This is a genomic window from Streptococcus sp. HMSC057G03 (assembly GCF_001808745.1).
GTDB lineage: Bacteria > Bacillota > Bacilli > Lactobacillales > Streptococcaceae > Streptococcus > Streptococcus parasanguinis_Z.
In genome coordinates this window covers 146,361-159,963 of record NZ_KV794416.1, presented here as the reverse complement: position 1 = coordinate 159,963, position 13,603 = coordinate 146,361, and the positions used below count along the sequence as shown (strand labels likewise).

The 13,603-nt window shown below is 43.3% G+C and carries 13 protein-coding genes; 3 read left to right on the top strand and 10 right to left on the bottom strand.

Going from position 1 to position 13,603, the window contains the following annotated elements:
* Window positions 1–66: 66 nt before the first annotated feature.
* Together HMPREF2686_RS01345 and HMPREF2686_RS01340 are read right to left on the bottom strand one after the other, a co-directional pair.
* A complete protein-coding gene (locus HMPREF2686_RS01345) occupies window positions 67–267 on the bottom strand; it encodes a hypothetical protein (RefSeq protein ID WP_049482364.1) in 201 nt (66 codons plus the stop codon).
* Window positions 268–284: 17 nt separating this feature from the next.
* Window positions 285–1,286, bottom strand: coding sequence for a uroporphyrinogen decarboxylase family protein (locus HMPREF2686_RS01340; RefSeq protein ID WP_070448944.1), 1,002 nt, complete (start codon window positions 1,284–1,286; stop codon window positions 285–287).
* A gap of 434 nt (window positions 1,287–1,720) precedes the next feature.
* Here HMPREF2686_RS01340 and HMPREF2686_RS01335 point away from each other — a divergent pair, with 434 nt between their 5' ends.
* The gene (locus HMPREF2686_RS01335) at window positions 1,721–2,578 is read left to right on the top strand and encodes a 5'-nucleotidase, lipoprotein e(P4) family (protein ID WP_070448942.1); all 858 of its coding nucleotides are present in this window, start codon (window positions 1,721–1,723) and stop codon (window positions 2,576–2,578) included.
* 57 nt (window positions 2,579–2,635) lie between these two features.
* Here HMPREF2686_RS01335 and glmS read toward each other — a convergent pair whose 3' ends face one another.
* The 8 genes from glmS to HMPREF2686_RS01295 all read right to left on the bottom strand — a co-directional run bounded on the left by glmS (window position 2,636) and on the right by HMPREF2686_RS01295 (window position 11,547).
* On the bottom strand, window positions 2,636–4,444 hold the full coding sequence (glmS, locus tag HMPREF2686_RS01330) for a glutamine--fructose-6-phosphate transaminase (isomerizing) (RefSeq protein WP_070448939.1): 1,809 nt from the start codon (window positions 4,442–4,444) through the stop codon (window positions 2,636–2,638).
* Between the two features lie 373 nt (window positions 4,445–4,817).
* Window positions 4,818–6,203 carry a glycoside hydrolase family 1 protein gene (locus HMPREF2686_RS01325; protein WP_024056211.1) on the bottom strand — a complete coding sequence of 462 codons (1,386 nt, stop codon included), beginning with the start codon at window positions 6,201–6,203 and terminating at the stop codon, window positions 4,818–4,820.
* A 134-nt stretch (window positions 6,204–6,337) separates the two neighbouring features.
* On the bottom strand, window positions 6,338–7,033 hold the full coding sequence (locus HMPREF2686_RS01320; protein ID WP_024056210.1) for a gamma-glutamyl-gamma-aminobutyrate hydrolase family protein: 696 nt from the start codon (window positions 7,031–7,033) through the stop codon (window positions 6,338–6,340).
* A 337-nt stretch (window positions 7,034–7,370) separates the two neighbouring features.
* On the bottom strand, window positions 7,371–7,994 hold the full coding sequence (locus tag HMPREF2686_RS01315; protein WP_070448938.1) for an endonuclease III domain-containing protein: 624 nt from the start codon (window positions 7,992–7,994) through the stop codon (window positions 7,371–7,373).
* The gene (locus tag HMPREF2686_RS01310; protein WP_070448936.1) at window positions 7,991–9,511 is read right to left on the bottom strand and encodes an ABC transporter permease/substrate-binding protein; all 1,521 of its coding nucleotides are present in this window, start codon (window positions 9,509–9,511) and stop codon (window positions 7,991–7,993) included. The genes HMPREF2686_RS01315 and HMPREF2686_RS01310 overlap by 4 nt, the downstream gene beginning before the upstream one ends.
* A complete protein-coding gene (locus tag HMPREF2686_RS01305; RefSeq protein ID WP_023919561.1) occupies window positions 9,504–10,232 on the bottom strand; it encodes an ATP-binding cassette domain-containing protein in 729 nt (242 codons plus the stop codon). The genes HMPREF2686_RS01310 and HMPREF2686_RS01305 overlap by 8 nt, the downstream gene beginning before the upstream one ends.
* Window positions 10,225–11,079: an SDR family oxidoreductase gene (locus HMPREF2686_RS01300; RefSeq protein ID WP_070448934.1), complete on the bottom strand. Its 855-nt coding sequence runs from the start codon at window positions 11,077–11,079 to the stop codon at window positions 10,225–10,227. The genes HMPREF2686_RS01305 and HMPREF2686_RS01300 overlap by 8 nt, the downstream gene beginning before the upstream one ends.
* Before the next feature lie 18 nt (window positions 11,080–11,097).
* The gene (locus HMPREF2686_RS01295; RefSeq protein ID WP_070448933.1) at window positions 11,098–11,547 is read right to left on the bottom strand and encodes a MarR family winged helix-turn-helix transcriptional regulator; all 450 of its coding nucleotides are present in this window, start codon (window positions 11,545–11,547) and stop codon (window positions 11,098–11,100) included.
* Between the two features lie 290 nt (window positions 11,548–11,837).
* Here HMPREF2686_RS01295 and cbiM point away from each other — a divergent pair, with 290 nt between their 5' ends.
* Together cbiM and HMPREF2686_RS01285 are read left to right on the top strand one after the other, a co-directional pair.
* The gene (gene cbiM / locus HMPREF2686_RS01290; RefSeq protein WP_049485679.1) at window positions 11,838–12,821 is read left to right on the top strand and encodes a cobalt transporter CbiM; all 984 of its coding nucleotides are present in this window, start codon (window positions 11,838–11,840) and stop codon (window positions 12,819–12,821) included.
* Window positions 12,814–13,602 (top strand): energy-coupling factor transporter transmembrane component T, encoded by a 789-nt coding sequence (locus HMPREF2686_RS01285; protein WP_049485678.1) that lies wholly within the window; start codon window positions 12,814–12,816, stop codon window positions 13,600–13,602. The genes cbiM and HMPREF2686_RS01285 overlap by 8 nt, the downstream gene beginning before the upstream one ends.
* Window position 13,603: the final 1 nt, after the last annotated feature.

Below are 13,603 nucleotides of genomic sequence, written 5' to 3'. Positions count from 1 at the left end.
TATCTTATCACTTCAATTATGCTTTGACTAATATATATTTTTTATCAAGCTCTTCATCTTTTTTTATCACTGATCTTCAAGAAGTAAAATTCCCGCTATATCAGAGGGGCGAAGGAGAGAGAGACTATGGGCTGGAATTTTCTCCAATTTTTCGATGTCCGGATCTTTCCGTACAATCCCATGACTGCTTGCTAGAGCAACTTTACTAAGCCCTAAAAGCAAAAACAAAACGGTTACCAGGATACACCATACATTGATCTTTTTCATCTCCCTCTCCTTTCTTCTTACAATACAGCTGCTTGACGCACCCAATCTAAGCGTTCCAATTGGAAATCATCTGGCACGGTACAGTCTGCTCCAAGGATCAAACCACGACTTCCGGCTTCAGCCACCAAGCGGCGCGTTTCTTGCTCAATAGCTTCTCGTTCCCCTTGATAGAGCAAGCCTTTTTTGCCATTGACAAAGCCACCCAAAACGGCACGATCGCCGAAAAGTTTGCGACCTGCGGCTAGGCTAAGGCCTTCATGATGGGTTGCCCAGTTAATGACTTGAGCTGGATAATCCTTGAAGAGTTCCACTTCATTGCTGGCCCCTTCAAAACCACAGATATGAAGGATATTGATGCCTCCAGCTTCATTGGCTGCTTCTAGGACAGCGATGCTGCTAGGCTCAATGAACTTGCAGTATTCTTCATCTGTCACACGCTCGTCTTGAATTTGCTGGGTTGAAAAGTAAATCCCTTCAATACCTGCTTCTTGGATCAAGCGGCGACTTAAAGTAGCGATGTCTCCTGCAATCACGTCAAGGACATGAGCTAAAGTTTCTGGATCTTCCTTGATAAAGTCTGCAATCATTTGATCTCCACGGGATTGATCCGTACGGAACCAGCGTTTCAAATAAGAAATGGGCGAGAAGATATTGTAGAAAGAAGCTATCTCTTCATGAAAATGAGAACAAATTTCCTTGACCACTTCGATTTGTTTTTCAATCCATGGATGATGCTCTCCAATCGGTTGAATATCCTTCAATTCTCGGATCGATCTGATCTCTCTCGAATAAAGAGCACTCGGATAGCGGAAGAAGCCATCGCTCATGATCTTGACAAAATCAGGTGAAATTTCTTCAACATAGTGTTGGTGGCCCTTAATACTTTTTTCTACTACAGCCGGATTGTCTAGACCCAATTCTTTTTCTTCTTGGGTCACATAATGGAGCCAAAATCCTACAGGGATTCGCTCTACTGTTTCGCCTCGAATGGCACGAAGAACCAATTCTTTTTTACTCATACTGTACATCCTCCTCAATATTTCTCCAACAGAAAGACTGACTGCTTTCCTTCTGGAATTTGTAACCATGATATCACCTCAAAAAGTAGCTGACTAATATATTTTCCCTATCAAGGCCTTAAAATTTCTTTATTGAGAAAGGCATCAAAAAAACGCAAGTGCTTGAAAATAGGGACTTGCGAGTATCTTTCTTTATTGTTTCATTTTAGAAGAAAAGGGATGCTTTGATCTTTTCTTGATCCGGTTATAGCAGAAAACTATATCCCTTCTTTTAAAGGAAAAAATAGCATATGTTGAGGCGAAGAAACCTTTCATAGCAGCGTTTTTCCTTCTTTTTCTTTTCACCGATTCCTAGACACCTTCTTCTCTTTCTTGTCAGGCAAGATTGAAAGGAGTATAATTTTTATAGAATAATTTTAAGGAGTGTACGGTTTATGAAAACAACAAAAACCACCTTTACCATCGTTTCTGCTCTTGCTTCTGTCATTTTACTGACGAGTTGTGGAAGCAACACCAACAAAACGCAAGAGACAAAAGCAAGTAGCACTAAAAATCAGGTGACGATGACCTATGATCAGCAGCGCTCACAAGAAAATACCATGTCTGTTCTCTGGTACCAAAAGGCAGCAGAAACTAAGGCTTTGTATTTACAAGGCTACAATGTCGCTACTGACCGTTTGAAAGAGATCCTCCAAACTCCTTCTGATAAGCCTTATTCCATCGTCTTGGATTTGGACGAAACTGTTTTAGACAACAGCCCTTACCAAGTTCAAAACGTCAAAGATGGTACGGCCTTCAATCCTAAAGATTGGGATGTTTGGGTGAAAAAAGCAGCCGCAAAAGCGGTGCCAGGTGCCAAAGATTTCCTTCAATATGCGGATCAAAACGGGGTTCAAATCTACTACATTTCTGACCGTACAACCTCTCAAGTAGATGATACCATCAAAAACCTTGAAAAAGAAGGCATTCCTGTTCAAGGACGTGACCACCTCATGTTCTTAGAAGATGGCGTCAAATCAAAAGAAGGCCGTCGCCAAGCTGTACAAGAAAAGACCAACCTTGTCTTGCTCTTCGGGGACAACCTGGTCGACTTTGCAGACTTCTCTAAGACCTCTGAAGCTGATCGCGACAAGAAATTGGACGAATTGCAAAAAGAATTTGGTGAAAAATTCATCATCTTCCCAAATCCAATGTACGGATCATGGGAATCAGCTGTTTACCAAGGTAAAAAACTAGACGCCAAGGGACAAACAGAAGAACGCCTCAAAGCCTTGCAAGGTTTTGACAAATAAAACAAATATCCTCGTTAGGAAAAACCTAACGAGGATGTTTTTTCTATATAGACAAGTTTATTCAACGGTTACAGACTTAGCAAGGTTCCGTGGTTTGTCGACATCGAGCCCACGATGAAGGGTTGCAAAGTAGGCAATCAATTGGGTTGGCACCACCATTGAGATTGGAGAGAGGTAAGGGTGAACCGCTGTCAAGACCAAATCATCTGTCTCTTTAGCGACATTTTCTTCTGCAATGGTTAAAACATGAGCCCCACGTGCTGCCACTTCTTGGATGTTTCCACGTGTGTGGCTGGCTAAGACTGGGTCAGACAAGAGGGCGATGACCGGTGTACCCTCTTCGATCAGAGCGATGGTCCCGTGTTTCAACTCACCCGCTGCAAAGCCTTCACATTGGATGTAAGAAATTTCTTTTAGTTTCAAACTGGCTTCCATGGCAACATAGTAATCTTGACCACGTCCGATATAGAAAGCATTGCGGGTTGTTTCCAACAAGCCACGAACTTTTTCATCGATGACTTCTTTTTCTGAAAGGGTTGATTCGATCGATTGGGCAACGATAGACAATTCGTGCACCAAATCAAAGGCTTTGGCCTTCTCATTGCCATTGGCTTCCCCAACAGCTTTAGCCAGAAAGGCAAGGGCTGCGATTTGAGCCGTATAAGCCTTAGTAGAAGCTACCGCAATTTCAGGACCAGCATGGAGCAACATAGTCATGTCTGCTTCACGTGAAAGAGTTGAACCTGGGATATTGGTCACTGTCAAGCTTGGGATGCCCATTTCATTAGCTTTGACCAATACTTGGCGGCTATCGGCTGTTTCACCAGATTGGCTGATAAAGATGAAGAGTGGTTTCTTGCTGAGAAGTGGCATACCATAGCCCCACTCAGATGAAATACCGAGTTCTACTGGAGTATCTGTCAACTCTTCCAACATTTTTTTAGACGCAAATCCAGCATGGTAAGAGGTACCAGCCGCAAGGATATAGATTCGATCTGCTTCTTGAACAGCCTTGATAATAGCTGGATCTACCACTACTTGTCCAGATTCATCTGTATAGGCTTGGATCAACTTACGCATGACAGTTGGTTGCTCATCGATTTCCTTGAGCATGTAGTATGGGTAAGTCCCTTTTCCAATATCAGAAAGGTCGAGTTCAGCCGTGTAGCTATCCCGTTCTTTGACGTTGCCATCATAGTCTTGCACTTCAACGCTGTCAGCCTTGACAATGACCAACTCTTGGTCATGGATTTCCATATATTGGTTAGTTTCACGAATCATGGCCATGGCATCAGAACAGACCATATTGTAGCCATCACCAAGACCGATCAGGAGTGGTGATTTATTTTTTGCCACATAGATGGTGCTTGGATCTTCCGCATCCATCAAAGCAAAAGCATAGGCCCCACGGATGATGTGGAGGGCTTTTTTGAAGGCTTCGAGCGTAGACAAGCCATCTTCTTCAGCAAATTTTCCGATCAAGTGGGCAGCAATTTCTGTATCTGTTTGCCCCTTGAAATGGTGACCTGCTAGGTATTCTTCCTTGATTTCAAGGTAATTTTCAATGACCCCATTGTGGACCAAAACAAAGCGACCTGTTTCCGAGCGGTGTGGGTGAGCATTGTCCTCAGTTGGTTTTCCGTGAGTGGCCCAGCGGGTATGTCCGATCCCAGCTGTTCCTTCGACACCTTCTGCCTTAGACGACAATTCTGCAATGCGGCCAACTGCCTTTACCAATTGGCTCTTGCCTTCACTAGCCAGGAAAACACCCGCAGAGTCATAGCCTCGGTATTCGAGTTTTTCAAGTCCTTGAATCAAAATATCTGTAGCATTTGTATTTCCTACAACACCAACGATTCCGCACATAATTTTTACGATATAGCCTTGCTATACTTTCCCCTTTACTTAGTCAAACGACCCATGGTCGATTTCTCAGCTACTTTAAAATTGGTCTAGTCTAATTTGACCAAAAAGCAACCAGCGGAGTCAGTATACAATGCTTCTTCTAGTTTGTCAACTAGGAAATTCAAGAAAATTGGTCTAGTTAAGTTAGCGTTAAGATTGAAGACGAAGTCATTTGAGAAAATTTCCACTGTAAGAAAAATGCCTGAAACATAATGGTTTCAGACATTCGGAATGATTGAGAGTCAAATCGTCCGGGGAACTATTTGACTCCAAGCTTTAATATGACGATTTGAGGAGTCTCCATACGAATTGAACACAGGCTGCGGATTTTGATTTAGTCTTCAAATCCATTGGCTTGGCTTAGTTCTTTAAACCAATGGCCGGATTTTTTGAGGGTACGTTTTTGACTCTCGAGATCCAATTCAACCAAGCCATAGCGGTTCTTGTAGCCATTGAGCCATGACCAACAGTCAATAAAGGTCCAGATCAAATAACCTTTACAGTTAGCACCATCTTGAATAGCCCGGTGGAGCTCACGAAGATGGTCTTTGACAAAGTCAATCCGGTAGTCGTCTTGGATCACGCCATCCTTGCGGAATTTTTCCTCTCCTTCAACCCCCATCCCATTTTCGGTCAGGATCCACTCGATATTGCCATAGTTTTCCTTGATATTTTGGGCAATGTCATACAAGCCTTGCTCATAGATTTCCCAACCACGGTGGGGATTGATCTTGCGGCCTGGCATAACATAAGGTTCATAAAATTGTTCAAAGAGTAGGGGAGATGCTGGATTTGGAGCATAACGAGGAGCTGCCACACGGAGTGGTTGGTAATAGTTAACCCCTAGGTAATCCACCGTATTTTCCTCGATCAAGCGCAATTCAAAGGGATCATAATCCGGTAAGAGATCACGCTCCCGTAGGATCTCCACTAATTCTTCAGGATAATGACCAAGAACAGATGGATCTAAGAAGGATTTGGCTTGAAAGAGCTCGGCAATGCGCGCGGCTTTCACATCTTCTGGATGCTGGCTCCGAGGATAGGCTGGTGTCAAATTGAGCACAATTCCGATACGGAAATTAGGATCCACCTCGTGACAGGCCTTCACTGCTAGAGAGCTTGCTAACTGGGTGTGGTAGGCTACTTTAACTGCTGCTACTGCGTCTACCTTATGAGGAAAATGGGCATCATAAAAATAACCAAACTCCACAGGGACAATGGGTTCATTAAAGGTGATCCACTGATCGACCAGATCTCCATAGGTCTTGAAACAAAAACGCGCATATTCTTGGTAAGCATAGGCAGTTTCTTTATTTTCCCAACCATCCCCTTGCTCTTGAAGAGCCATCGGTAAATCAAAATGATAGAGGTTGACCAAGAGGTGAATCCCTTTCTCCTTTATCTTTTCAAAGACACGACGGTAGAAATCAACGCCTGCTTGATTGATCTCTCCTCGTCCTTCTGGGAAAATACGTGACCACTGAATAGAGGTCCGAAAGGCCGTGTGGCCAGTTTCTAACAAGAGGTCCAAATCTTCTTCCCAGTGTTCATAAAAAGTCGATGTTTTCTCTGGTCCTTGCCCTTGATAAAAGCGGTTGGGCTCGATCTTATACCAGTAATCCCAGAGATTGTCTCCCTTTCCATCCTGGGCGAAACGCCCTTCTGTTTGAGGGCCCGAGGTCGAACTCCCCCATAAAAAATCCTTTGGAAATTGATACATGTCCTAATCCTCCTCATTCTACTAGCTCTATTGTAGCGAATCCTCCCCCAAAACCTAGGCACAATTTACAGTCTTTCTTACGCAGATTAAAGAAAAAGCCCCTTAGGAAAAATTCCTAAGGAAGCTGGTCCTCTTTACAATTGAGTCACGACATATTCAAAGAGCTTGCGATCTGCTGGGCTCTTGTCAAAACGAAATTCCGGATGCCACTGAACGCCGAGGAAACGACTCTCATCTGTGGATTGAACGGCTTCTATGATGTCATCTTTAGGATCCCGCGCGATCACTTCTAAACCATCTGCCAAGTCTTTAATACTTTGATGATGGAAAGAATTGATGCGACTGGTCTTACCATAGATCTCTTGCAGGATCGTCTGATCCTTGGTCACCAACTCTTGGCTGGTGTACTGACCTGGATTGTCCTGCCAGTGGTGTTCAATGTCTTGATACAGAGTTCCCCCTAGAGCGACATTATAGAGCTGGGTCCCACGGCAAACGGTAAAGATCGCTTTTTTAGCCGCACGCGCTTCTTCAATCAAGGCCAACTCAAAGAGATCGCGTTTCAAGAGGTAGTCATCACTGTCGATGGTGATTTCTTCTCCGTAAAACTTGGGCAAGACATTTTGTCCACCGGTAATGATGAGCTTATCAATCATCGATATGTAGTCTTTGGCTAAGGCTGCATCTCCAATTGGCAAGATCAAGGGAATCCCTCCTGCCTCTTTGACCGCTTCGACAAAACCAGTCGCCGCATAGCTCATATTCGCGTCTGGATCATCCGGGAAGGGTCTTTCATTTCCTGTAATTCCAATTACTGGTCGTTTTTTCATACTTTTTTCCATATACTTTCATTCATTTTCAAGGCTTATTGTAACATAATTTTAAGCCAGACTCAATGGAGTTTTTTTTGAAGAGAAGGTCTCCCCTTCTAACCCAAAAGCTTGCTGAAAGCATTTTAGGGGTTAAAAAGGGCAGCCAAAGTGATGATAGAGAGTGTAGAAGTGACTATTCTCTACTGTATTCATCACTTTTTCATATGCATGAGATCGATTTTCTAAATGACTTATTGACCAATTCTATTTTACTAAGGCTATCGAAACCATGCAAAAAGCAACGGCAAATCCGTTGCTTTTGTGGAGTCAGGGAACGACTGTCCCGGGCTCTTTTTTATCGTAACCAACTTTCGTCTAACTGGCCTTTACTTTTGCGAAAAGCTTTCCCATGTTCATCAATGACAGCATGGATCTCCTGGCATTGTTTGAGAGCGAGCCCTTCCAAGACGTTACCATAAACAGCATGCATGTCATTATAGGTATCATAGTTTCCAAATCCTAAGCGTCGAAAAAGTCTTCTCGCATATTCATCCGAAATAAAAACTGGACGATCAAAAAGATAAAGTAAAAGTGCATCTGCAGTCTCTGGTCCAATCCCTTTTAACTCCAACAGTTGCTTCCGTAAATCTTCTGTTCCAATCTTGGACAGAACCTCAAAACCACCAACTTCTCTTAACCATATCAGAAGTCCCCTAATCGTTTGAGATTTTTGCTTAAAAAATCCGGCAGGCCGAATACGTTCCTGTAACTCTTCTAGCGGTAAAGCCAGGATCCTCTCTACTGTCATGACATCCATCAAACCAGCTAAAGCCAACTTAGCATTCTTCTCTGTTGTCCGTTGGATCAAAATAGTCGATACCAGATCTTCCAGTTTGTTCTCCGATTGCCACCAATTTTGTTCTCCATAGTGCTCACAGAGTCGCAAAAGAGTCTCTTGTATTTCCTCTTGCTGCATCATTTCTTCAATAATCCCTGTTTGACCAAAAAGTCACGCGCTACTTTGGCAGCAGGTTTTCCTTCTACTCCCACTTGGTAGTTCATTTGACTCATTTGGCTCTCTGTGATTTTACCAGATAACTTATTAAGAATACCTTCCAATTCTGGATGTTTCTTAAGAAGAGCTTCTTTCATGAGGGGTGCTCCTTGGTAAGGTGGGAAGAGGTGTTGGTCATCCTCTAGAACAACTAGATCATATTGAGCAATTTCTGGGTCTGTTGAATAGGCATCTGTTATTTGGATATTGCCTTGTTGGATTGCCTCATAGCGAAGGGCCGGCTCCATGGTAGCTACATTAAAATTTAGTCCATAAACTGATTGAAGCCCTTTGTTTCCGTCCTCACGGTCGTTAAATTCCAACGTGAAACCAGCTTTGAGCTTGTCCTGAACTTTCTTGAGATCAGAAATCGTCTTCAGATTATACTCTTTCGCAATACTTTTCGGAACAGCAATCGCATAGGTGTTTTGATAAGCCATGGGTTTGAGCAAGGCTAGATGATCTTGTTTCTTTATACCATCACGCGCAACCTCGAAAACTTCTTTGGAGTCGTTGCTGACTTTAGGAGCTGGTTGCAAGAGAGAGCTTGTAATGGTCCCTGTAAATTCTGGATAGATATCGATATCACCCTTTTTAAGCGCTTGATAAAGGAAATCTGTCTTCCCAAAGTTAGGCTTAACGGTCACCGTCATGTCACTATTTTCCTCAATGAGAAGTTTGTACATATTCATGAGAATTTCAGGCTCAGGCCCCAATTTCCCAGCTATGACTAGGTTTTCTTTTTCTTTCTGAGGAATCATGCTTGGAGCATAACTCGCTCCCAAACCAAGGAGCATCACCGCAAAGGCCGCAACAATCGTACGCAACTTGGCCTTTTCCAACCATTTGAGAATAACATTAAATAGAATGGCCAAAATGGCTGATGAGATTGCGCCGATTAAAATGAGACTAGCATTTCGACGATCAATCCCCAAAAGGATAAAGGAGCCCAATCCACCAGCTCCAACAAGAGCGGCTAAAGTCGCTGTCCCAATGATCATAACGGTTGCTGTACGAACCCCTGATACAATAACAGGCATGGCCAGTGGAATTTCAAACTTCTTGAGTCGCTCCCACTTGGTCATTCCAAAAGCAATCCCTGCCTCCTCAAGACTAGGATCAATGCCGTTCAAGGCTGTGATTGTATTTTCCAAAATCGGGAAAATAGCATAAATGACTAGAGCTGTAAGGGCCGGTAAGGTTCCAATCCCCATGAAAGGAATAAAGAGCCCCAACAAAGCCATTGAGGGAATGGTCTGGAAGATACCCGCAACTTGTAACACCCAGTTCGCTGCTTTTTTATGGCTATTTAGATAAACTGCCAGCGGAATCGTCAGAAAAATAGCGACCAATAAGGTCAAGAGAGACAATTGTAAGTGTTGTCCAAGGGCTGTAAGCCAGTCCCCAAAACGTTCTTGAAAAGTTGTAAGTAGTTTAGACATGGTGAGCACCTCCAAACAAATCTGCGACAAAGTCTGTCGCAGGCGCTTGTAAAATTGTTTCAGGGTCTGCCACCTGACGAATTTCTCCTTCCTGTAGCACCGCAATGCGATCCCCTAATTTTAAGGCCTCATCCGTATCATGGGTTACGAAGATGGTCGTCATGCCGAATTCTTTATGTAAATCTTTTGTAAGAGCCTGCAACTGCTTGCGAGAGATGGCATCCAAGGCTGAAAAAGGTTCGTCCATCAATAGAATTTTTGGTTCTCCAATGATAGCGCGCACAATGCCAATCCGCTGTTGCTCCCCACCAGATAATTCACTAGGCATGCGATTTGCATACTCTGCAGCAGGGAGACCCACCTTATCCAAGAGTTCTTCTGTCTTAGAAGTGATTTGTTCTTTAGTCCAGCCCTTCATCTCAGGAATCAATGCTATATTTTCAGCAACGGTCAAGTTAGGAAATAAGGCAATGGCTTGAAGGACATAGCCGGTACTGAGACGTAACTCCCGTTCATCATAGTCCTTGATACGTTTCCCATCCATATAGATATTGCCATCTGTCGGCTCCAAAAGACGGTTAATCATCTTGATCATGGTGGTCTTACCAGATCCTGAAGGACCCACTAGCACCATGAATTCTCCATTTTCAATGCGGAGATTGACATCTTTCAAAATGTCCTTTTCCGTGTAGCGCAAGGCTACATGTTTGTATTCAATCATATTTTTCCTCAATAAGTTTTCTGTCTCTAAGAATATCCAATAAGCTACTTGCTGGATGCCCTAGGACTTTTTCGACATCTGCTGAAACTCCAGCTTGTTCTCCAGCTTTAATCGCTGTATAGGTACTGACCCAGGCATCATACTCCCAAGTTTGTGCTGGCCATTTTTTCCGTGACTCATAGGCTTCTTCTACTGATTCATCCACATACGCGATGGTCTTACCGGTCTCTTTTGAGAGAAGCGCTACGATCTCTTCCATGGAAAGTTCCTCTGGTCCTGTTAGATTCAAGGTTTGATTTTCCCATTTCTTAGCATGTAAAAGAATCTCTGCTGCAACACTAGATGTGTCCTTACGGGCAACTGCTGAAACCTTCCCACTTCCTGCTGGACCACGAATCTCTCCATTTTCAAGAGCAATATCTATCAAGAAGTCCAAGTAAAAATTATCTCTCAAAAATGTATAGGTGAATCCTAACTCCTTGATATAGGCTTCCGTCTGGGCATGATCTCGAGACAAGGTAAAGGTTGCTTTTTCATCTGCTCCGTAAAAGGAGGTATAGACGATATGCTGCACCCCCGCTAGCTTTGCGGCATTTAAAAAACTCGTGTGTTCCTCAACACGCTCTGGATTTTCCCGAGCAGAGACCATCAATAAGACATCGATACCCTTTAAGGCCTCAACCACCTCTGGAGTATTGGCATACACCATCTTACGAATTTCCGCTGACGCGTAGACTATTGCCCGCTCTGGACTTCTTGCCAGATGGATAGAAGCAATTCCTTTTTTATCGACAAGATTAGCCACATAAGAACCTAATTTCCCTGTTACCCCTGTAATTCCAATCATAACTGTTGCCTCCTTTCCCTAGATGTCATTCTCTTTAGCTTTTAGATTTGAGATTATCCGCTCTTGATAGGCTTCAAATTCTCGAATTTCTTGATCCGAAAATCCTTGATAGAAAATCTCACCCAGTTCCTTACTAACACGATCCCCAATTTCCTTTTGTGCCCAACCGAGGTCTGTCAAAGAAATATATTTTTTCCTTTTATCCTGCGTACAAGGTTGAATCGTAACCAAGCCTTGTTCTTCCAGTTTCTTAACCATGCTGGTCAATGTATTATTGGCTAGGCCCGTCGCAAGAGCGATATCGGTCGCAGTAGCGCACCCCAAGTCTTGCTTCCACAAAATCGTTAAAATTTTCCCCTGTTCACTTCGGTATTGGGCATCTGGTTCCTTGCTCAAGAGTTTTTGAAAAAGTCGCCCGTCTAATAAGCGTATCTGTAAAGCTTGGTAGCCCCCTAACATCTTGTCCATTTTGTCTCCTTTTTATTTCTATATCGAAATATCAAAATCATTCTACCACTGCTTGTTACATCTGTCAACTATTTCGATATGGAACCAATAATTTTATCCAAATTCACCTTAAAAAAGCCTTTCTAGCCCTTCAAACTAGTTTTTTCTTCTTCTTTCTACTAATTTCTTTTAGCAAGATAGCCCTCTTTCTAGCATGTGTAACAAATGTTGGACTCGTTTTGTAACGACACCTGATTTTATAATGTGGTAATCTGTTAACGAAAATAATTCATACTAACGGAGAATTTGTTATGCATATACCAGATAATTACCTTAGTCCTGCAAGTTGTGCGGTTTTAGCGGTTGCTGCTGCACCTGTTATTGTCTTATCTGTCAAAAAAGTCAAGGTGCAATTAAAAGAAAATAAAGAGCTGGCTCCGATGCTTGGGATCGCTGCTTCTTTGTCCTTCTTATTAATGATGTTTAATGTTCCTGTCCCTGGCGGAACGACCGCTCACGCTGTCGGAGGAACCCTTCTTGCCATTCTCATAGGTCCCTATGCAGCCTCTCTGGCGCTGACAGTCGCCTTACTGCTACAGGCCTTCTTATTTGGGGATGGAGGTATTCTCGCTCTTGGGGCCAATATTTTCAACATGGCCATTGTGATGCCTTTCGTTGGTTATGCTATTTATAGCTTGTTCCGCAAGCACCATCAGGAAACGCTTGGCGTCATTGTCGGCTCTTATCTTTCGATCAATGCTGCAGCCTTCTTAGCTGGTGTTGAATTGGGCTTGCAACCACTCATCGCTTCAGAAGCTGGTCAGCCGCTCTATAACCCTTATGGATTGAGTATTACCGTACCTGCCATGTTGGGAGCTCACCTCCTTGTAGCAGGTTGGGTCGAAGCCTTCTTCACCTTTGTGATTTACCGTTTTGTCAAACAAGTCGCTCCTACAGAGTTGTACACACCAAGTTCAGTCAATACAACTTCATTCGTTAAAAAAATTCGCTGGGTGCTCCTTGCTTTGATCGTCCTCAGCCCACTTGGACTTCTCGCAGATGGGACAGCCTTTGGTGAATGGTCTACTGAAGAATTGGGTAGCCTGCTTCATGGCAAAGTCCCAACAGGGATCAAAAATGGATTCTCTTTTGAAGCCTTGTTTAGTGATTACACCATTCCTGGAACGAAAATTGCGATCGGCTATATTCTATCAGCCATTACAGCTGTTCTCATTTTCTATATCATCAGTAAAATCATTCGATCAATGAACGGAGAAAAGACTTCTCATGCGTAAACTCCCTGACTGGCTTCATCAAGAGCAAGCGACTCTTGAAGCATCCAAAAGCCATCACTATTTACAAATGAATCTTCAAACATTGCGCCACTTTCTTGGCAAAATGAAACAAACGACGCCCGCATTCAAGGCCAAAACTTCCTCTTGGATGCGGCTTGTTTACTTTTTAACCCTAGCCATTCTCATTACAACAGCCCACCATACGATCCAGCTCTGGATCCTCGGTATCCTCTTACTACTTCACATTGCCATGCTTCCTGGAGAGGTCCTACTCCACCTCTTTAAGGTCCTGTTCAAGGTGCTGTTCATTTCCACAATTGTGATTTTACCGAGTATCTTATTTCAAGGATTTCAAAATGGTGGACTCTTTTTGTTGCGTGCAGGGATCATTGTCCTCAATATTTCCCTCTTTTTAGCCACTACCACAAGCATCCAACTGGTGGAGGCCCTAAGGCAGTTGCATGTCCCCAATACCTTTGTCCAGACCATTGATATTACGCTAAAATATAGTTATATTTTGGGAAAACACCTTCACCAACAAATTGAGTGTGTGCAACTTAGGACCGTTGGTCAAAAAGTGAGCCTCCATCTTTTTGGCTCTCTGCTGGGTCTCTTGTATCTCTCAACGAAGAACCATACCAAAGAGGTCTACGAGGCCATGTTGCTGAGAGGATATGGCATAGACAGGAAACAAAAAGAGCCCTTCTGTTGGAAAAAAGAAGATGGACTTTTACTACTGGAATTAGTCTTCCTTATTGCCGTCACCACTCTACTCCGTTAGA